The sequence below is a fragment of the Hahella sp. NBU794 genome (assembly GCF_050749805.1).
GTDB lineage: Bacteria > Pseudomonadota > Gammaproteobacteria > Pseudomonadales > Oleiphilaceae > Hahella.
This window is the reverse complement of the sequence record NZ_CP192738.1, coordinates 1,435,839-1,455,304: the sequence shown is the minus strand read 5'-3', so window position 1 is coordinate 1,455,304 and position 19,466 is coordinate 1,435,839. Positions and strand designations below refer to the sequence as shown.

Sequence of the window (19,466 nt, the reverse complement as noted above, 5' to 3'; positions counted from 1 at the left end):
CCTGCCCAAAGTGTTGAATCAGCTAAACTAAATACGCAAAATAAAATCTGCTAGCAAAAACGATGGGTAGTACATGAAGAATTACCGCAGCTATGCCGTTATTGCCTTTAGCGGCGCATTAGTTTGGCTTTTTACATTTTCACTCTGGTATGACTTACATGCTCTGGTGGTTAAGGATGATAAAAAAGAGCTCAAGGCCTCGAACGTGAATCTGATACCCACCGCACCTCTTCCTGATTTCAGCAGCTATGAAGATGTCGGTGAAAAGAAAGAAGCGTTTTTCTCTTACTTGTTGCCATTGGTGCAACAAGCCAATCGACAAATCAAAGAAGAGCGCCAGTTCATCCAAATGATGCAGCGTCAAACCACATTCTCGACGGAAGATACCGCTCGCCTGCAACGCTTGGCGGAAACTTATCGAGTGCCGTTTGACGACGCTTTCAACAACGACTTTTTCAAACTGATGCTGCGCAGAGTGGATACGATTCCACCCTCTCTGGTGCTGGCGCAGGCGGCCAATGAGTCCGGCTGGGGAGGCTCCCGCTTCGCCCGTGAAGGCAACAACTTATTCGGACAGTGGTGCTTCAAGCCCGGATGCGGCATTGAGCCCGCGCAGCGCGCCTCTCACCTGCAGCACGAAGTCGCGCGTTTCGATACGGTTTACCACTCTGTGATGAGCTACATGCGCAACCTCAACCGGAATCTGCACTATATCGACCTTCGTAAAACCAGAGAAAAACTCCGAGCTCAAGGGCTCGCCGTCACCGGACAAAGCCTGACCCCAGGCCTGGCGAAATACTCTACCCGGGGAGAAGCTTATATTGCGGAAATACAGGGTATGATCCGCGCCAATGACCTGGAGAAGTACGACCAACCCAGTGACGCCGCAACACTTTGATCAACCGAAGTTACCGGATGGAAACGCGACCATTGGTTATTTAATTCAGAAATTCCTGCCGGGGTTGCGTAAAATGAAATGGATTCCACCCGACTATGGGACACACTATGAGCATCAATCTAGCCCGTAACCGCTTCTCCGAGACAGCTCGTTTAGAATCAGAAAATCCTCCATCGGTTTCTGGCGCCCAGTTGTGGAAAAAGTTGGGCGCGGCAGCCTCCGCCGCCGGCGTTACAGCGGTAGAGCATGCATTGACGCTCTATTACACCGCCGCATCGCCCAACACGCCGGTATGGTGTAAAACCGTCATCTACGGCGCTCTGGGGTATTTTATATCGCTGATAGACGGCATTCCTGACCTGACGCCCATTCTGGGCTATACCGACGACCTCACGGTTATGGCCGGCGCTATCGCCACGATCGCTGCACATATTACCCCTGAAATACGACGCCAGGCGCAGGAAAAAACGGCAGCCTGGTTCAAAACCGACAAGAAGCAGACATCTCAGCAAGGGAGCAATTGATGGCGGTATCGCAAGTACACTGACCCACACCACACAAGAACCGGAGGGCGACTCGCCCAGCCGGAGAATAAACGCCGAAAGAGCGACAGGCGACCTGAAAACATTCGCCTGGATAATCAAAAATAAGACTTCCTGAAAACACAATAACGAGATATTTCGACGAATGTTGAGCTTTCTTCCACATTGGCTAAGAGGCGTTCTAGCCGTCCTCTTGATCCTGCTTTCAACGACTATTTTATTTCCTTTCGTGCTGGCGCTGGCTTTTATCAAGCTGCTGATACCGATTAGCGTTACACGTAAATACTGCACCATCATGCTGATCGGCATCGCTGGACTGTGGATCAATATCAATAATGGGCTGCTGTATCTTCTTCACAACATTCAGTGGGATGTGGAAGGGGATACCGATCTCAATCCTAATGACTGGTATTTGGTCACCTGCAATCACCAAACCTGGGCGGATATCCCCATTGTACAGAGGGTGCTTAACGGCAAAGTTCCGATGCTGAAATTTTTCCTAAAGCAGGAACTGATTTGGGTGCCGTTAATTGGCGTGGCCTGGTGGGCGCTGGATTTTCCATTCATGAAGCGCTACTCCCGGGAACAAATTGAGCGCAACCCCGCATTGAAAGGCAAAGACTTGGAAACCACCAAAAAAGCCTGTGAGAAGTTTAAATACACTCCTGTCACCGTGTTTAACTTCCTGGAGGGCACACGCTTTACCCAGGCCAAGCACGATCATCAAAAATCGCCCTATAAGCACCTGCTAAAGCCCAAAGCCGGCGGAGCCGCTTTTGTCTTGGGGGCGATGGGAGAACATCTGCACACGATGCTCAACATTACTATTCATTACCCCGGCAAAGCGCTTGGATTTTGGGGGCTAGCGTCAGGTCGAATCAAAAAGGTAGTGATCCGCATTGAGAAAATTCGCATTCCCGATCAGTTTCTCAGTCGGGACTATATGAACGATGCTGAGTTTCGCTCAGAGTTTCAGGAGTGGATCGCACAGCTATGGCGAAGAAAAGACGAGCAGTTGGAGCAGCTTCACCAGCAATACGCATCTTGAAGCCAGCAAATAGACTTTGTGAAAGTGAATAATCTAAACGCGACTATTCACGCTCAAAGCGGGCACTAAAAACCAAAAAAGGAGGGATATCCCTCCTTTTTCTAATACTGCTTCATACCACGTATGACGCGCTTATTTTCTTCCCGACCGTCTCAACGCCGCAGGCGTAAAGTCCTGAGAGCTGGCGTCCAGATTGAACTCATACCCCTTCGGCTCTTCATTGGTTAAACCCAGAGCCAAGTAGCGTCCGGAAAGCAGGTCATACAGCACTTCTGCGGAGAACCAGGAGATCTTCTGATCGTAGAAGTACACATGGTGTCCTTCCGCAACGCGCCATAGCTCGCCACGGCCGTCATAATGATCCGCCAGGCCGATTTGCCAGGTATCCTCGTCAACATAGAAAACGCGTTTCGCGTAGATATGTCTGGCGCCGGCCTTCAAAGTGCCTTCCACCACCCATACGCGGTGTAATTCGTAACGCGCCATATCCTGATTCAAATGACCAGGCTGCACCAGCTCGGAATACTTCACTTTTTTCGAGCTGAGATCGTAGGCGTTGTAAGGCAGATAAATTTCCTTCTTGCCCAGTACTTTCCAGTCATAACGATCCGGCGCGCCGTTGAACATATCGAAGTTATCAGTGGTGCGCAGGCCGTCTGAAGCGGTGCCCGGGCCGTCGTAGGCGACCTGAGGGGCGCGACGCACGCGACGCTGGCCTTCGTTATAGATCCAGGCGCGGCGAGGCTCCTTGACCTGGTTCAGAGTTTCATGCACCAACAATACGTTGCCCGCCAGTCGTGCGGGAGATTCTATTTCTTGCTTGAAATAGAAAATAACGTTGGGGTCCGCGCCAGATTTGTAGTCAGACAATGAGCTGACATAGCTTAACTGTTCGGAGAATATAACTGGCGTGAAATCGCCGTTCGCCAAAGGCGTCACCTGCGCCACGCGCCGACTCAAAGAGCCTCCGCGCCAACGGGTGATGTGGTTCCAGATAATCTGTTTGGCCTGATCGGATGAGCTGCCGCTCAAGATGGGAAACGCCACCGCCATCTGATAGTCAGTGATGCCGTTGCCGTCCGCCACCAACTCTACAGAAGTCGCGTTGTTCTTCGCCGCATCATAGACCTTCTGATCATAGGCGGAAGTACGATGGGTGGGATACACCTTGATCTTGTAGCTGCCCGGGTATTTCTTCAGCATCGCCATCTGGCCGGCGGACAGGTGATCTTTATACTGATCCGCATTCGACGCGCTTATCACGAACTTGGGCTTTTCAGCCGCGAACGGATTAATGTAATCAACACCGTCATAACCAGCAGGAATTGTCTTTAACCCACCATCCCAGGCTGGAATGCTTCCATCAGCATTACCCGCTTTTTCCGCACCGACAGGCGTCAACGTATCGCCCAATTTAGAAGCTTCGCCCGCTGGGACTTTGGCCCAGGCGAGAGAAGACGATATCGCCAGCGCTAAAGCGCTGAGTTTTATTATTGCATTCAATCTCATTGAGGCTACCTCATAAACCTTAAATAACTTGTCTAAACCCTAAAATGATACCGATACGCTTGCAGAAACGTTGTCCCGGTCATTGAGGTAATTGTACGGCTCGCCCCCGAAGTAGTTGGTGTAGCCAATGGAGGCGGAATACTTGTTCAGATAGACGCCCTTCAAAGTCAGGCCTACCGCTTTAGAGCCTTCTTTGAAAGGCGCTCCAGGCTCCGGCGCATAACCTTTGACGTCGTGACTCCACGCCAGTGACGGCTCTAAGTTAATGCCTGCGAAAACATTCGGATAATCAAGCGTGAAGCGCATGCGATAGCCTGCGGAGAAGTCGGTGACGAAACCTTCGTCCTCACAGAAAGAAGGATTAAGGTTCACCGCCTCACAACTGGCGCCGGAATCATTCACGACCGGCCCTGTACCATATGTGCTATCGCGCCCATAACGAGAGTTGTTCGGCAGGTCATGCACAAATACTGCGCCAACCTCCGAGACGAACGTCAGTCTGCTCGCCCCCAGTATCTGGTCGATAAACTTGATAAAAGTCACTTGCGCCTGTGTCACCGCGAACTCATCGTATCCCCGAATAGTATCCCCGGCAGAGGCGCCAGCATCGTAAAAAGCGCTGTAGGGCTGGTTTTTACTCGCTGCTGTTAACTCAAATGAGTTTTTCTGGATGGGCAGTTTTGGTCTGTGAGTAACCTCACCGCCTATTGACCAGCCACTATCAGTACTAGTGTTAAAGCTGATACCGAAAAGCTGAATGTCTTCAGGGTACTCAATAAAGTACTTAGCGCCAACACCACCACTGCCTGAGCCTTTCACGAAAGAGGCGTACGGCAGCCTGCTGTGATAGTTAATGTAGTAGAAGCCAAATTCAGTGTCGCCTAAATCTGCAGCATACCAACGCACCGCCAAACCATATTGGCCATTATTATCAGGCTCACGATCACCAAGCCTTTCATTAACCAAAGACCCGGTGCCGGCATCAAGATTAATCACCTGTGATTCAGGGAGCTGGGCCGTAGTAACAATTCCACCACAGCCATCAGCAGCGGAATCACTATTAGAGAAGAATGTGCCGCAAGGATCCGCTTCCGCCTTTTCCCACTCAATTTGATAAAAGAACTCAGTAGTCAGATCTTCGGATAGACCAACGGATGTATAGAACATATTAACGGGAAGCAGAACGTCCTTAACTTCAGCACCAGGCGCACGAGCTGCAGAGGCGTCTATCGGATTGATAATATTTACGCCACCGAGTATAAACGTACTTTCACCCCAACTGACCACTTGCCGTCCCAATCTGGCGTTCACCGGCGTATCGCCGAAATACCAGTCCCCCCAGACATAAGCATCAAGAAAGCGCACATCCGCACCCGCCTGCTCCAACGCCTGATCATTCAGTGGCCGTGTCTGGCCAACTTCATCATAGGCTCGGCCTTCATCCATTAACTCTTTGTCGTAAAAGTAACGCAAGCGCGTAAACCCGCCATAGTCGCCATAACGCAACATCAGGTCGGAGGTACCTTTGATAATTTTTGAGTAGGTTTCGCCTTGCTTAAAGTTCCAGTTTCCGTTGTCACTATTATGAGACGAAGCTGCTTCTGAATACGGCCCTGGACAGCCCGAGCCACCCTCACAAAGCCCCTGGTTGCCAGGACTCAACTGATTCTTGTCGCGATCGGATATCCGCCAGCTAGCTCCGGCGGTGAGGGTGGTGTCCAGCGAGCCTTCAATGTCGCCCAGATAAAATTGAAACGCCTGCGCCGGAGCAGAGATTATCGCCGCCACTGCGGCGGCCAACGGTAATTTGGTCCACTGACGCCAACGTTTATTTTTATTTATCATCGAACGCTACTCCGTTATTTTTCTTAGATCTTCATGCCATGCAGGAAGACGTTCTGTGTAAACCCAATTTTTGTTTGTTTTATTATCGACCCCTAGAAGATGTAAAAGACGTGAAATCACGGCGGAATCTTCTACGATGAAAGTCTCATACACTATAGACGCTAATGCCCGGATTCACCAATAGTCTAAATAAAAAACGCAAGTTATGAAAAAATAAGAAAGTTATGGGTTTTATTAAGGATTTTCAGGCGGCAAACACATAGCAAATTCGACCTGTTTTAGCATGGGTATTTTTTACGGTATTTATGTCATATAAGAATTGCTAAACAGGTCGCAAAATCTATCTCATTCCCCTATCTATTTATGCTTTAACCCTAACGAAAAACTATCCCGCGCCCTCACATTGCATTTGCAACGTAAGCGAGACATGATGAATCCAAGGTCAGACGGCTGCGCCGTCAACAAAAAATAAGAGAAACACACCAAAAACAATAGGAGAAAAACATGAATGCGAGAGAGGTTGTAATTGTGTCGGGAGCCAGAACCCCAATGGGCGGTTTTCAGGGTTCCCTGAGTTCATTGACCGCTGTGGAGCTGGCCGCTGCGTCTATTAAAGAAGCCATTTCCCGCGCCAGCCTGAAACCTGACGACATTCAGGAAGTCATCATGGGCTGCGTTCTTCCCGCAGGCCTGAAGCAAGGCCCCGCGAGACAGGCCATGCTGGACGCCGGCATTCCCAACTCTACAGGCGCCACCACAATCAACAAGCTATGCGGCTCCGGCATGAAAGCCACCATGCTCGCGCATGACCTGATTGTCGCCGGGACTAACGAAGTCATGATTGCCGGCGGTATGGAAAGCATGAGCAACGCGCCTTATCTGCTGCCAAAGGCCCGTTCAGGCTATCGCATGGGCCATGGCGAAGTAAAAGACCACATGTTCCTTGATGGACTGGAAGACGCAAAAACCGGACGCCTGATGGGCTCATTCGCTGAGGAAGTCGCCGGTAAGTTCGGTATCACCCGCGAGCGGATGGATGATTTCGCCATCAGATCGTTGAAACTTGCCCAGGACGCGATTGAAAGCGGCGCGCTGAAGGACGAAATTGTTCCTGTCACAGTATCGTCGCGCAAGGGCGACTTCCTGGTAGAGCATGACGAGCAGCCAGGCTCAGCCAATCTTGAAAAGATTCCCACACTGAGACCCGCATTTCAGAAAGACGGCTCCATCACTGCCGCCAACTCCAGCTCTATCTCCGACGGCGCTTCAGCCATGGTATTGATGAGTCGTGAGGAAGCTGACCGCCGCGGCGCGAAGCCTTTCGCCAAAATCGTCGCTCACAGCACCCATTCCCAGGCTCCTTCAGAGTTCACCATTGCCCCTATCGGCGCCATTCAAAAGGTTCTGCAGAAAGCGGGCTGGTCAAAGGATGAAGTCGACCTGTTTGAAATCAACGAAGCTTTCGCCATGGTGACCATGCTGGCGATTCAGGAGTTGGGCTTGGATGGAGAGAAAGTCAATGTGTTCGGCGGCGCCTGCGCTCAGGGCCATCCCGTTGGCTCAACCGGCTCACGAATCATCATTACCCTCATGCATGCACTGAAGCGTCTAGGCAAGAAGCGCGGCGTAGCGGCGCTCTGTATCGGCGGAGGCGAAGCAACTGCAGTCGCCATTGAGCTTATCTAATCAGATAATGCCCATTAAATATGACAAGGGGCCGTATTCGGCCCCTTGTCATTACTGAGGAATATCAGGGACGGTGCGGCGACGCCAAGTATTCCTGAGACTGCATTTCCAGCAATCGACTCTCTGTTCTCTCAAATTCAAATTTGAGTCGCTCGCCCTGGTATATTTCATTAATGGCGGCGGCGGCGGAAATAATCACTTTTACGCGGCGATCATAAAACTCGTCTACCAAGTTTATAAATCTCCGCGCCTGATCTTCTTTATTGGCCTCAAGCACAGGGACGTTGCTTACCAATACGGCGTGAAACTCACGCGCCAGTTCTATGTAGTCGTTTTGACTGCGGGGACCATCGCACAGCTCTTTAAAGTCAAACCAGATAACGTCATCCGCCCGACGTATCGCGTTCAACTTGCGACCATTAATCAGAATATCGGTTTGGTGAGCCCCGGCTTCCACGGCCAAACGCTCGTAACTTTGCGCCAGACTCAACTGGGCGTCTTCATCCAAAGGATAGTGATAGAGCTCCGCCTGTTGCAGCGTTCGCAGGCGATAGTCCGTACCGCCGTCAACATTCACCACTTCGGTATGCTGATTCAACAAAGCAATTGCGGGCAGGAATCGTTGCCGCTGTAAACCGTCTTTATACAAGCCGTCAGGCACGATATTCGAAGTGCACACCAATGAAACGCCCCGCTCAAACAAGGCTTCAAGCAAGGTGGCGAGGATCATGGCGTCGCCAATATCGGTGACAAAGAACTCATCGAAGCAAATGACCCGCGCGTCGCGGCTGAAGTTATCAGCGACGATCTCCAGCGGATTCTTTTCCCCTTTGAGCTGCTTCAACTCCTGATGCACCCTCTGCATGAAGCGATGAAAGTGCACGCGCATTTTGCGTTTAAAAGGCAGACACTCATAAAAAGTGTCCATCAGATAGGTTTTGCCACGCCCGACGCCCCCCCAGAAGTACAAGCCCTTCTCGGGAGTGGTATCCGCTTTGGTCAGCCCGATTTTCCGCGCCAGGCGCTGAATACGGCTAGCCTGAAGACGTTTGCTTTCCGCCGCCGTCAGGCGTTCAAACAACACCTGCAGCTTTTCAACCGCCATTTCCTGAGCGGGGTCATAGGAGAAATTCTGGCGTTCGAGATCTTGTCGATACTTTTCAATAGGAGTCGTCACTGCCTGACTCGCCTCACTGATAAATGATGTTCAAGTCGCCAACTAATTATAGTTGGCCGAAATTGCGCGCTTATTTTGCCTTTTTCTAAACATATTGACTACACAGGTAAGGGATATTCCCGACCCCTTCACATGCCCCGTCGTTGCGAGGGTCCAGTGCGACCAAAAGCTACCCGCCAGCAATGGAAATCGAGGCGCTTTTGTCGTTATACTACCTCACTCCTCCGGTTCACAATTCCTTGCAAATTTAAGTGTTGAAAGAATTATGGGATCTACCATTGTTATAGCGGCGGTAACTTTTCTGGTCGGTTTAGGCCTGGGCGTTCTGCTGCACAAGCTGCTGCATTCTGAAACCGCTAAAAACCGGCGTTTGGAACGCCAGATCGATCATCTGCAGGATCAACACACCCGCTATCAAGCGGAAGTCGCCGAGCACTTCTCTCGTACAGCGGAGATGCTGGGCAAGCTTAACGCCAACTATCGCGATATATTCAATCATCTGGCTGTCGGCGCCGAGCGCCTTTGCAGCGACAGCGAATTCAAGTCGCTGGTGTCGTCCGCCACGCCTTCGCTATCCGTGAAGCGTAAAGAGGGTAAAAGCAAAGCTGAAGAAGATACGGTCTTTGAACCGCCTCGGGACTACGCTCCCAAAGCGGACCCTAAAGAAAAAGGCACTTTATCGGAGGATTATGGGTTCGAAAGCCGATCACATAATTCGCCAGAAGCCGCTTCTGAAGGCGAGAAATACTAGTCCGCCTTCATGCGCGATAATCCGGTTAAACCGGGTTATCGCCATCGAAGAAACTCACTTCCACATCTACGCTACCAGCAAGTGCTTTACCAAGAGCCTGCACGCCATAGCGCTCTGTCGCATGATGCCCCGCAGCGACATATACAATTCCCTGCTCTCGGGCGCTGTGCACAGTCTGCTCTGATATTTCGCCGCTTAAATAAACATCCACCCCCATACTGACCGCCTGATCGATAAACCCTTGCGCCCCACCAGTACACCAGGCGACGGTGCTGACCACTTGGTCTGGGTCATCTCCAATAATCAAAGGCGCACGCTGTAAACGGCTGGCAAGATACTCGGACAAGCCACTGACAGTCATTGGCTGAGGCAATGCGCCCCGCCACAACAACCCATCCACATCCCCCGCTTTCACCCTGCTCTCAACGGTAAAGCCCAAGTGCGCAGCCAGCGCGGCGTTATTGCCATAGTCAGGGTGAATATCCAGCGGAAGGTGGTAGGCGATCAGATTAATGTCGTGTTGCAACAGTTTAGCGATGCGCCTGCGCTTCATACCGACAATCGCCGCGCTTTCGCCTTTCCAGAAATATCCGTGGTGCACCAGCACCGCATCAGCTCCTTGCTCAATCGCAGCGTCCAGCAACTGCTCGCTGGCCGTAACGCCGCACAGTATTTTGCGGACATCCTTGCGCCCTTCCACCTGTAAACCATTAGGGCAGTAGTCCCTGATCCGGTCCGGTTGTAACCAGTTGTTCAGCAGTGTCATTATTGTCGAGATATCAGTCATGGCCTACTCCTCCATCGTTGCAGTTATGTTAACATTCCGCGCCAGTGCCGCCAAAGAACGAGAAAAATGAGACAGTTAGCAGCCTATGGAATCGCCGTGGCAATTGGTTTGTTAGCCGCTGGCGCTTATCTCTTTTTTATGAAGCATCCGACATCGCAGCCCCAGCCGGCATTGACTTCATTCGCCGACGCCGTTGAGCAGACGCTGCCTTCCGTCGTCAATATCTACAGCGAAGAACCCAACCCCGCGCTGTCCGACGCTATTTGGAACAACCCCTTATTCTCCAACTACTCCAAGAATATTACGCCCCCGGAGCCCACGCTAAGCAGACTGGGCTCCGGCGTCATCATCGATAAACAAGGGCATATCCTGACCAATTACCATGTGGTTAAGTCCACGGAACTGATCAGGATCATGCTGTCCGATGGACGGGAAACCCCCGCAGAAATCGTAGGCTTGGACAGTGAAGCCGACCTCGCCGTACTAAAACCCAAACAGGACGGACTTCAGGCTATCCCAGTCAGCCAATCTCAACCCCGAGTGGGAGATATTGTACTGGCGATCGGCAACCCGTTTGGCGTCGGCCAGGCCGTGACGCAAGGCATCATAAGCGGACTGGGGCGATCAAACCTGGGGCTCGCCACCTATGAAAATTACATTCAGACAGATGTCGCCATCAACCCGGGGAATTCCGGCGGAGCCTTGATTAACGCCAAAGGCGAGTTGGTCGGCATCGTCACCGCGGTGTTCTCAACTACAGGTGGCTACCAGGGCATTAGCTTCGCCATCCCCGCGCAGTCGGCCATGGCGATAGCTCAGGACTTAATCCAGTACGGACGGGTGATTCGCGGATATCTGGGAGTGGAAATGCATGAGCTGGCGCGTCATGAGGCGGATTTTTTCGGCCTCACGGACACCAATGGATTATTGATAACAGGCGTCCAGCCAGATAGCCCAGGTAGTAAAGCAGGATTAGAGGCTGGCGATGTGCTTTTAATGATCAACGACATGCCCATGAGGACATCACAACAAGCCAGGGACTTTGTTTCACACAACAAGCCTGGAGATCAGATCAAGTTGACGGTGTTCAGGCGCGGCCAGTCCGTAAATCTGACCGCCACCTTACAACAGCGCGCAGGCAATGAAGGGGATTAACCTGAGGTTATCCCCTTACCGACTCCAAAGCCTCTATCAGCGCCTTCAGCATTGCTTCATTTTCTTCGTGGCTTCCAACCGTCAAACGTAAGCACCCTGCCAGCTTGGGATGTCCGCCATCTAACAACTTAATCAAAACGCCGCGTTTTTTCATTTCACTGAAGACGGACTTGGCTGGCAAGTCGACACGCACCAAAATAAAGTTCGCCTCACTAGGGTAGACTGACACGCCAGCCACCTCTTCGAGCTTGGCGCTTAACCAGCGCCGCTGCTCTCGCAGCGCTTCTGTCTGTTTCACGAACTCTGGGAAATGCCGGATAGCCGTCAATACCGCGTTTTGCGTCAGGCAGTTGATATTGTATGGAAGGCGTACTTTATTCAGTTGCTCAATCCATTCCTGCGCGCCGAACAGCATTCCGAAACGCAGTCCCGCCAATCCAACCTTCGAGAAGGTTCGCATCACCACAACATTGTCGTATTCGCTGACCCAGCTCATATAATCCGCGTCGGTAAAAGCCGTGTACGCCTCATCAATCACCACCAGTCCAGGGCTTACGGCAACAATCTGGCGCAGCGTTTCATCATCAAACAGGTTGCCTGTTGGATTGTTAGGCTGAGCAATAAAAACCAGTGCGGGTTGATGACGTTTGATTGCGTCCAGCGTCGCCTGAGCGTCTATCTGGAATTCGTCATTCAGCGGAACGCCCACATACTCCGCGCCGATGAATGTCGCAATCATCTTATACATGACGAAGCTGGGCTCAACGGAGAGAATTGTCCGTCCCGGCCCAGCGACCGCCATAGCGAGAATCTGGATGATCTCGTCCGAACCATTGCCGAACAGCATATCCACAGCATCAGGCAGGCTATAGAGCTCCCTTAACGCCGCTCTAATGGCGCCAGCGTCAGGGTCTGGATAGCGATTAATGGCTGCATCGCGCAAATCCGCCCCTAATTCGGCTTTTAACGCAGCGGGAAAGTCGAAAGGATTTTCCATTGCATCCAGCTTGATCAGACCTGCGGCGTCCGCAACGTGATATGCGGAAAGCGCCTGAACTTCAGGGCGCACCCACTGGGTAATTCTGTCTTTAACGGACATAAGCCTATTCCTCGACTATGCGATACTCTGCGGATCGGGCGTGGGCGGTCAGCCCTTCCCCACGCGCGAGCACCGACGCAATGCGCCCGGCGTCAGAAGCGCCGCGACTGGAAAAATTGATCAGGGAAGAACGCTTCTGGAAATCATACACGCCCAAAGGGCTTGAGAAGCGGGCAGTGCCTGACGTCGGCAATACATGGTTCGGTCCCGCGCAATAGTCGCCTAAAGCTTCCGCCGTATAACGCCCCATAAATATGGCGCCGGCATGCCTGATATGAGGCAACAACGCATCAGGATCAGCAACCGAAAGCTCCAAGTGCTCAGGCGCGATAAGGTTAACCACCTCAACAGCGTCTTTAAGATCAGCGACTTTAATAAAAGCACCCCGCTCTTTTAAAGACACAGAAATAATATCCTTACGCTCCATACCCGGCAGCAGCTTCTCGATTGAGGCCTTCACCGCAGACAGGCAGCCCGCGTCAGGAGAAATAAGAATCGCCTGAGCATCCTGATCGTGCTCCGCCTGGGAGAACAGATCCATAGCGATCCAGTCTGGGTCCGTACCGCCATCGCAAACCACGCAGATTTCCGAAGGACCGGCGATCATGTCGATGCCAACGGTCCCGAACACCATACGCTTCGCCATCGCCACGTAAATATTGCCGGGACCGACAATTTTATCGACCTTGGGAACGGTTTCTGTGCCGTAAGCTAAAGCCGCAACAGCTTGCGCGCCGCCAACGGTAAACACTCGATCGACTCCCGCCACCGCCGCTGCGGCAAGCACCAATTCGTTCACTTCGCCACGCGGAGTCGGCACGGTCATAATAATGGAGCCGACCCCCGCTACTTTCGCGGGAATCGCGTTCATAAGCACGGAAGAGGGATAAGCAGCCTTGCCGCCTGGAACATAGATGCCTACGCGATCCAAGGGAACCACCTGCTGCCCCAAGACAGTTCCATCCTCCTCCTGATAGGTCCAGGAGGGCTGAGCCTGCTTCTCATGATAACGCCGGATGCGCTCGGCGGCGCTTTCCAGCGCGCTTTTCAACTCGGGACTAATAGAGGCGAGCGCCTGTTGCAGGCGATGATGCGGGATCTCCAGAGCGCTCATTGAGGTTGCGCTCATATGATCAAAGCGATTTGTATATTCCAGCACCGCTTCATCACCACGAACGCGCACATCTTTCAGCACGCTCTCCACAACGCGATTCACTTCCGCGCTATCATCTTCCTGAAAAGCCAGCAAAGCTTCCAGCTGCGACTTAAAATCCGCCTGACTGCTATCTAATTCACGCATATCTGCAGTTCGCCTCATCCGCTACTTCATTAGTGTTCGCCCACGCCGACCTCTGCCCAAGCAGAGGCTCATCAAATCACTCAGCGCCCACCGCCTGCGCCAGTTTGTCGAGTATTGGCTGCAAACTGGCGTGTTTCATTTTCATTGAGGCGCTGTTGGCAATCAGCCTGGAGCTGATGTCGCATATCTTCTCGCGCGGCTCCAACCCGTTGGCCACGAGGGTATTGCCCGTATCGACAATATCTACAATTTCATCCGCCAACCCCATCAGCGGAGCTAGTTCCATGCCGCCATACAACTTGATGATGTCGGCCTGGATACCCTTGCCCGCGTAATAGCGCTTGGCGATGTTGACGAACTTGGTCGCCACTTTGATACGTCCCGATTTAGGCGTTGCGCCTTTCATCGCCGCCGTCATCAAACGACAGGTGGCGATTTTGAGGTCTAACGGTTCATAGAGGCCATCATAGCCGTGCTCCATCAGCACATCCTTACCCGCCACTCCCAAATCCGCCACACCATGCTGCACGTAGGTTGGGACGTCTGTGGCGCGCAACACCACCAACCGCACATTGGGCTGGTTGGTGGTGAAGATCAGTTTGCGGCTTTTCTTTATATCGTCTTCCGGTTCAATACCGGCCGCCGCCAACAGCGGCAATGTATCGTCCAGGATACGCCCCTTGGACAGGGCGATGGTGATGATCGCACTCATTACAGGATTCCGGATATTGGTGAATTGCTTCAGCCCGGCAGCCGACGAATCTTCGCGCCTAACAACTGCATTTTTTCTTCAATACACTCATAACCACGGTCGATATGATAAATGCGGTCTACAAGGGTATCCCCTTCCGCCACCAGTCCGGCGATAACCAGGCTGGCGGAAGCGCGTAAGTCCGTCGCCATAACCGGAGCGCCAGTCAAAGACTCCACCCCCTCAACGATAGCAGTATTGCCTTCCAGCTTGATCTTCGCGCCCATGCGACGCAGTTCCTGCACGTGCATGAAGCGGTTCTCAAATACGGTTTCAACAATGGCGCCCGTACCTTCCGCCACGGTGTTCATAGCGACGAACTGCGCCTGCATATCTGTTGGGAAAGCAGGATAAGGAGCAGTGCGCAAGCTTACCGCTTTCGGCCGGGCTCCTTTCATATCCAGCTCGATCCAGTCTGGGCCTGTGCTGATATGTGCGCCGGCTTCATCCAGCTTCAACAGGACCGCTTCCAAAATATCTTCACGCGTGTCTTTCACTCTAACCCGACCACGAGTTGCTGCGGCGGCCACCAGATAGGTTCCTGTCTCCACTCGATCCGGCAATACGTTGTAGCGGCAACCATGCAGACGCGGCACACCGTTAATTTCAATGGTTGAAGAGCCATGGCCGCGGATATCGGCGCCCATTGCAATCAGACACTCGGCAAGATCAATGACCTCGGGCTCACGTGCGGCGTTCTCAATTACCGTTTTACCATCCGCCAGCGTCGCCGCCATCAGAAGGTTCTCCGTGCCAGTCACCGTCACGGTATCCATATAGATATGCGCGCCTTTCAGACGACCATTGGTTTTCGCTTTGATATAGCCGCCTTCGACCAGAATATCAGCGCCCATGGCTTCCAAACCGCGAATGTGCAGATCAACGGGTCTGCTGCCGATCGCGCAACCGCCCGGCAAGGAAACTTCCGCTTCGCCAAAGTGAGCCAGCATTGGCCCCAGCACCAGAATGGAAGCCCGCATGGTTTTTACCAGCTCATAAGGCGCAGTCAGATGCTTGATGGTATTGGCGTGTACTTCCACACACATTTTTTCGTCGATCATCAACTCAACGCCCATGCGGCCCAGCAGCTCGATCATGGTGGTGATGTCATTAAGGTGCGGCAGGTTGCCTATGGTGACGGGCTCGTCCGCCAACAATGTCGCAGCAAGGATTGGTAATGCGGAGTTCTTCGCGCCGGAGATACGAATATCCCCATTAAGCGGCTTGCTACCGCCGATCAATAATTTGTCCATTAAACTTACCTGGGTTGGAAAACGAATTATTTATTCGCGGCGGCCCACTCGTCGGGAGTGTATGTTTTGATAGAAACAGCGTGTACGGTGCCGTCAGCGATCAGATCATGGATGCAGCTGTACACCGCTTGCTGTTTTTTGACGGGAGAAAGGCCGGCGAAACGTTCACCGACGGCAACAACCTGATAATGATAGCCATCACCTTCTACACGGACTTCACAGTCGGACAGCTTTTCTTGCAAAATTTCTTGCAATGCTTCGGGTTGCATGCGCCCACTCCTCGTTATTCGTTAGCTGAACTAAACGAGACATTTTACCCCAAGCAGGGGCCAGGCCCAAGTTATGGATTGGAAACAATTTGCAGCGACTGCCGCAAATTGTTTTTTGGAAGGATATTTATTTAGCTAGACTGACTCATCCGCCAATGGCAAAACAGTCTCCACTCCGCTAACCCGCGCAATATCAAACATCTTGCCGGACAGACCTGACACACTGACATTCAAGCCTTTGGCCTCAGCTGCTGCAACCAGGCGCAACAACAATGATATCAACACGCTTTGCGCATTTTCGACGAGAGAGACATCGATACGCAGCGGCGAAGCCGCGTCGGCGGATTGCACTGCCTTTTCGCCTTCGGCCAGCAAGTCAGCCACATTAGAGAGATCAACCGTCCCCGCAATACTGAGCGCCATCTCTCTGGACTGCGCATCCTTGGCGCAGGTCAATCTCGCCGACATTATTTCGCCTCGCCAGTCAGTTCACCTTCTTCAATCCGGCTAGACCAGCTATCTACGACCTTGGTGATATCGCCATTGTGCACGTTAACCTGCTGCTCAAAGCGGTCTTTGAATGCTAGACCTATATTCACGCCGTTAACGATGACGTTCTCCAGCAACCATTTGTTGTCGCGATTCTTATACATTGAATAGATAACCGGGTACTTGTTGCCAGACGCGGAGATCACTTCCAAATCCACGCTTGCGCGCCCTTCATCTCTTGGATTGATGGTCGCAGCCAATACGTTGACTTTGAACTCGCCACTCTCCACCAGCGCTTTGCCATAAGCATCAAACAGACTCTTTTTGAATACTCCGACAAACTTTTCTTTCAGCTCATCACTGGCTTCTCTGCGATAACGCCCCATGACCCGCGCAGCAATCCGCTCAAAATCAACCAAATTTTGAAGCGCGCCCTCCATCACTCCATAAAACTTTTGCGGGTTCTCGTAATAAGTCTGCTTTTCTGACTGCAATTTGGTAACCAGCATTTGGGTGCTGTCCTGCACCACACTCATCACTTCCTGCTGCGCGTTGGCCTGCGCCACAGCTGCAAACGCCATCATCGCCATGGCTGCAAACATGCGCCCAATATTCTTCACTGTTAACATCATGTTAATTGCCCAACTATTTCTTTGCCTGACTAGTACTAACTAAAATTCACAACTTCATTTTGAATTCAGAGATACAGCGACTTACTTACTGGTTGCAAAGTCACTTATCAGCTTCTCTAAATTAAGCGCCCCCTGCGTGCTATAAAAGAAGTCCCCTCCCTTTAGGGCTTCCTCGTCTCCACCAATAGAGACATTGATATACTTCTCTCCCAAAAGGCCTGCGGTACTAATAACTGCGACACTATCCGCACTTAGATAGTTCACATCCGCATCAATATCCATTTCCACAACAGCCTTAGACGACTTGGGATCCAGCGAAATACTGTTGACGCGCCCAATCGTGACGCCGGACAAGGACACTTTACCCCGCACTCTCAGCCCGCCCACATCAGTAAATTCCGCATACAACTTGTAGGTATCCTGCGTCGGACTCAGTGATAGCCCACTCACTTCCAGCGCCAATAGGAACAACGCCCCAATGCCGGCGACGATGAACGCCCCTACAGATATCTCCAGCGTACGAATCCGCATATTAAAAATCTCCAAACATTACGGCGGTCAAAATAAAATCCAATCCAAGCACAGCTAACGATGAATACACGACGGTCTTGGTCGTCGCAGAGCTGATGCCTTCAGAAGTAGGGACCGAATCATACCCCTGAAAAACGGCGATCCAGGTACACACGACGCCGAACACGATGCTCTTGATAATCCCGTTGAGAATGTCGTCGGAGAAATCCACAGACGCCTGCATGTTGCTCCAGAACGAGCCTTCATAGACACCCAGCCACTCTACTCCCACCATTTTACCGCCCCAGACGCCCACCACGCTAAATATCATGGCCAACATCGGCATCGCGATAAACCCGGCAAGCAGTCGCGGCGCAATAATCTGCCGCAATGGGTCGACCCCCATCATTTCCAGGCTGGATAATTGCTCAGTCGCCTTCATTAACCCAATTTCAGCAGTCAGCGCAGAACCGGCGCGTCCAGCAAATAATAACGCGGTCACTACCGGCCCGAGCTCACGCACCAGCGTCAGGGCGATCATCTGGCCAATAGCCTGCTCAGAACCATAGTCCACCAAAATATTGTAGCCCTGAAGGCCAAGCACCATGCCAATGAACAGCCCGCTAACGACAATAATCACCAGCGAGAGAACGCCGACTGAATAAAGTTGCTTGAGCAGTAGCGGCAAGCCTTTCATCCGTGGAGCGCCCAGTAACGACCCCACCAAAAATATTCCCGCCCGACCTAGCGAGCCGAGCGAAAGCAGGGCGTTTCTACCAAGCCTTTGTAGAAAATCCAGCATCCTGGTCTCCTCGTAACAAGTCCTCCGCATAGTCTGTCGCGGGAAAATGGAAAGGCACAGGCCCATCCGGCAAACCATTGAGGAACTGCTTGACGAAAGCATTCCCGCTGGAGCGCAATTCTTGTGGGCTACCCTGCCCCATCACCTTACCGTCGGCGACAATGCAAAGATGGTCCGTAATACTCAATGACTCCTGAATATCATGGGACACGACCACACTGGTCAGCCCCAGCGCATCATTGAGCAAGCGAATCAGCTGGACAATCACCCCCATAGCAATAGGGTCCTGCCCGGTGAAAGGCTCATCGTACATCACCATTTCAGGGTCCATAGAAATAGCACGCGCCAAAGCCACGCGACGAGCCATACCGCCAGACAACTCGCTTGGCATCAAATCACGCGCGCCACGCAGCCCCACTGCGTGTAGCTTCATCAACACCAAGTCACGAATCATTGCTTCCGGTAGCTGAGTGTGAATCCGTAAAGGAAATGCGACATTTTCAAAGACATTGATGTCCGAAAAGAGCGCGCCGGATTGAAACAACATTCCCATACGCTCGCGCAGTTCATATAGCTCCTTGCGCTTCAGCTTCGGCACATTAAAGCCATTCACCCAAATATCGCCTTTGTCGGGCTTCAATTGGCCGCCAATCAATTTAAGTAGAGTAGTCTTGCCCGTACCGCTGGGTCCCATGATGGTGGTGACCTTGCCTTTGGGTATATCGATGTCTACGTTATCGTAGATAAGCCTGTCGCCTCTGGCGAAGGTAAGCCCCCTGACTTCCACGTAATTGGAGGGGTTTTGCGTCATCTAAAATCACCTTAATCGCCCAGTCCGCGTAAACGCCCCCTTCCTGGAAGCATTAAGTATCCTAAAAACATAACCTTACGGCGGCTTTAGCGTTTCTGCCAAAAATAGCCTAAACAGCTGCGGAATATATCAGAAGATGTTTTAACTGCCCA

At 52.1% G+C, this 19,466-nt stretch carries 20 protein-coding genes; 6 read left to right on the top strand and 14 right to left on the bottom strand.

Annotation, left to right across the window (positions count from 1 at the left end):
• The first annotated feature begins 73 nt into the window (after window positions 1-73).
• From ACQYWX_RS06535 to ACQYWX_RS06525, 3 genes are all read left to right on the top strand, one after another.
• Complete coding sequence (locus ACQYWX_RS06535; protein WP_216735036.1) at window positions 74-898, top strand: glucosaminidase domain-containing protein; 825 nt, start codon at window positions 74-76, stop codon at window positions 896-898.
• 107 nt (window positions 899-1,005) lie between these two features.
• Window positions 1,006-1,422 carry a YkvA family protein gene (locus ACQYWX_RS06530; protein ID WP_431688275.1) on the top strand — a complete coding sequence of 139 codons (417 nt, stop codon included), beginning with the start codon at window positions 1,006-1,008 and terminating at the stop codon, window positions 1,420-1,422.
• Between the two features lie 211 nt (window positions 1,423-1,633).
• Window positions 1,634-2,488 carry an acyltransferase gene (locus ACQYWX_RS06525; protein WP_431688274.1) on the top strand — a complete coding sequence of 285 codons (855 nt, stop codon included), beginning with the start codon at window positions 1,634-1,636 and terminating at the stop codon, window positions 2,486-2,488.
• Between the two features lie 132 nt (window positions 2,489-2,620).
• Here the strand turns inward: ACQYWX_RS06525 and ACQYWX_RS06520 are convergent, their stop codons facing one another.
• Both ACQYWX_RS06520 and ACQYWX_RS06515 read right to left on the bottom strand, forming a co-directional pair.
• Window positions 2,621-3,997, bottom strand: a complete 1,377-nt coding sequence (locus ACQYWX_RS06520; RefSeq protein ID WP_216735039.1) for a DUF1329 domain-containing protein — start codon at window positions 3,995-3,997, stop codon at window positions 2,621-2,623.
• 39 nt (window positions 3,998-4,036) lie between these two features.
• Complete coding sequence (locus ACQYWX_RS06515; protein WP_431688273.1) at window positions 4,037-5,842, bottom strand: DUF1302 domain-containing protein; 1,806 nt, start codon at window positions 5,840-5,842, stop codon at window positions 4,037-4,039.
• Between the two features lie 504 nt (window positions 5,843-6,346).
• Here ACQYWX_RS06515 and ACQYWX_RS06510 point away from each other — a divergent pair.
• Window positions 6,347-7,528 (top strand): thiolase family protein, encoded by a 1,182-nt coding sequence (locus ACQYWX_RS06510; protein WP_431688272.1) that lies wholly within the window; start codon window positions 6,347-6,349, stop codon window positions 7,526-7,528.
• Between the two features lie 64 nt (window positions 7,529-7,592).
• On the opposite strand, the gene zapE is transcribed toward ACQYWX_RS06510, so the two are convergent.
• Window positions 7,593-8,705: a cell division protein ZapE gene (gene zapE, locus ACQYWX_RS06505; protein ID WP_431688271.1), complete on the bottom strand. Its 1,113-nt coding sequence runs from the start codon at window positions 8,703-8,705 to the stop codon at window positions 7,593-7,595.
• A gap of 265 nt (window positions 8,706-8,970) precedes the next feature.
• On the opposite strand from zapE, the gene ACQYWX_RS06500 reads away from it, so the two are divergent.
• Window positions 8,971-9,456 (top strand): YhcB family protein, encoded by a 486-nt coding sequence (locus ACQYWX_RS06500; protein ID WP_127969002.1) that lies wholly within the window; start codon window positions 8,971-8,973, stop codon window positions 9,454-9,456.
• Between the two features lie 25 nt (window positions 9,457-9,481).
• Here the strand turns inward: ACQYWX_RS06500 and ACQYWX_RS06495 are convergent, their stop codons facing one another.
• Entirely contained in the window at window positions 9,482-10,243 is a 762-nt protein-coding gene (locus ACQYWX_RS06495) for a Nif3-like dinuclear metal center hexameric protein (protein ID WP_431688270.1), read from the bottom strand.
• A gap of 66 nt (window positions 10,244-10,309) precedes the next feature.
• On the opposite strand from ACQYWX_RS06495, the gene ACQYWX_RS06490 reads away from it, so the two are divergent.
• Complete coding sequence (locus tag ACQYWX_RS06490) at window positions 10,310-11,398, top strand: S1C family serine protease (RefSeq protein WP_431688269.1); 1,089 nt, start codon at window positions 10,310-10,312, stop codon at window positions 11,396-11,398.
• Between the two features lie 7 nt (window positions 11,399-11,405).
• Here the strand turns inward: ACQYWX_RS06490 and hisC are convergent, their stop codons facing one another.
• From hisC to ACQYWX_RS06440, 10 genes are all read right to left on the bottom strand, one after another.
• Window positions 11,406-12,497, bottom strand: a complete 1,092-nt coding sequence (hisC, locus tag ACQYWX_RS06485) for a histidinol-phosphate transaminase (protein WP_431688268.1) — start codon at window positions 12,495-12,497, stop codon at window positions 11,406-11,408.
• A 4-nt stretch (window positions 12,498-12,501) separates the two neighbouring features.
• Window positions 12,502-13,797, bottom strand: a complete 1,296-nt coding sequence (gene hisD, locus ACQYWX_RS06480) for a histidinol dehydrogenase (RefSeq protein WP_431688267.1) — start codon at window positions 13,795-13,797, stop codon at window positions 12,502-12,504.
• 76 nt (window positions 13,798-13,873) lie between these two features.
• Complete coding sequence (gene hisG / locus ACQYWX_RS06475) at window positions 13,874-14,509, bottom strand: ATP phosphoribosyltransferase (protein ID WP_279503142.1); 636 nt, start codon at window positions 14,507-14,509, stop codon at window positions 13,874-13,876.
• 29 nt (window positions 14,510-14,538) lie between these two features.
• The gene (gene murA, locus ACQYWX_RS06470) at window positions 14,539-15,801 is read right to left on the bottom strand and encodes a UDP-N-acetylglucosamine 1-carboxyvinyltransferase (protein ID WP_216735049.1); all 1,263 of its coding nucleotides are present in this window, start codon (window positions 15,799-15,801) and stop codon (window positions 14,539-14,541) included.
• Between the two features lie 26 nt (window positions 15,802-15,827).
• Window positions 15,828-16,070 (bottom strand): BolA family protein, encoded by a 243-nt coding sequence (locus ACQYWX_RS06465; RefSeq protein WP_127968995.1) that lies wholly within the window; start codon window positions 16,068-16,070, stop codon window positions 15,828-15,830.
• Between the two features lie 135 nt (window positions 16,071-16,205).
• Window positions 16,206-16,538, bottom strand: a complete 333-nt coding sequence (locus ACQYWX_RS06460) for an STAS domain-containing protein (RefSeq protein WP_216735050.1) — start codon at window positions 16,536-16,538, stop codon at window positions 16,206-16,208.
• Window positions 16,538-17,191 carry an MlaC/ttg2D family ABC transporter substrate-binding protein gene (locus ACQYWX_RS06455; RefSeq protein ID WP_431688266.1) on the bottom strand — a complete coding sequence of 218 codons (654 nt, stop codon included), beginning with the start codon at window positions 17,189-17,191 and terminating at the stop codon, window positions 16,538-16,540. Before ACQYWX_RS06455 ends, ACQYWX_RS06460 begins: the two co-directional genes overlap by 1 nt.
• Before the next feature lie 81 nt (window positions 17,192-17,272).
• A complete protein-coding gene (gene mlaD, locus ACQYWX_RS06450) occupies window positions 17,273-17,722 on the bottom strand; it encodes an outer membrane lipid asymmetry maintenance protein MlaD (RefSeq protein WP_431688265.1) in 450 nt (149 codons plus the stop codon).
• A gap of 1 nt (window position 17,723) precedes the next feature.
• Window positions 17,724-18,503, bottom strand: a complete 780-nt coding sequence (mlaE, locus tag ACQYWX_RS06445; protein ID WP_216735053.1) for a lipid asymmetry maintenance ABC transporter permease subunit MlaE — start codon at window positions 18,501-18,503, stop codon at window positions 17,724-17,726.
• Window positions 18,475-19,314: an ATP-binding cassette domain-containing protein gene (locus ACQYWX_RS06440; protein WP_216735054.1), complete on the bottom strand. Its 840-nt coding sequence runs from the start codon at window positions 19,312-19,314 to the stop codon at window positions 18,475-18,477. The genes mlaE and ACQYWX_RS06440 overlap by 29 nt, the downstream gene beginning before the upstream one ends.
• Between the last annotated feature and the right edge of the window lie 152 nt (window positions 19,315-19,466).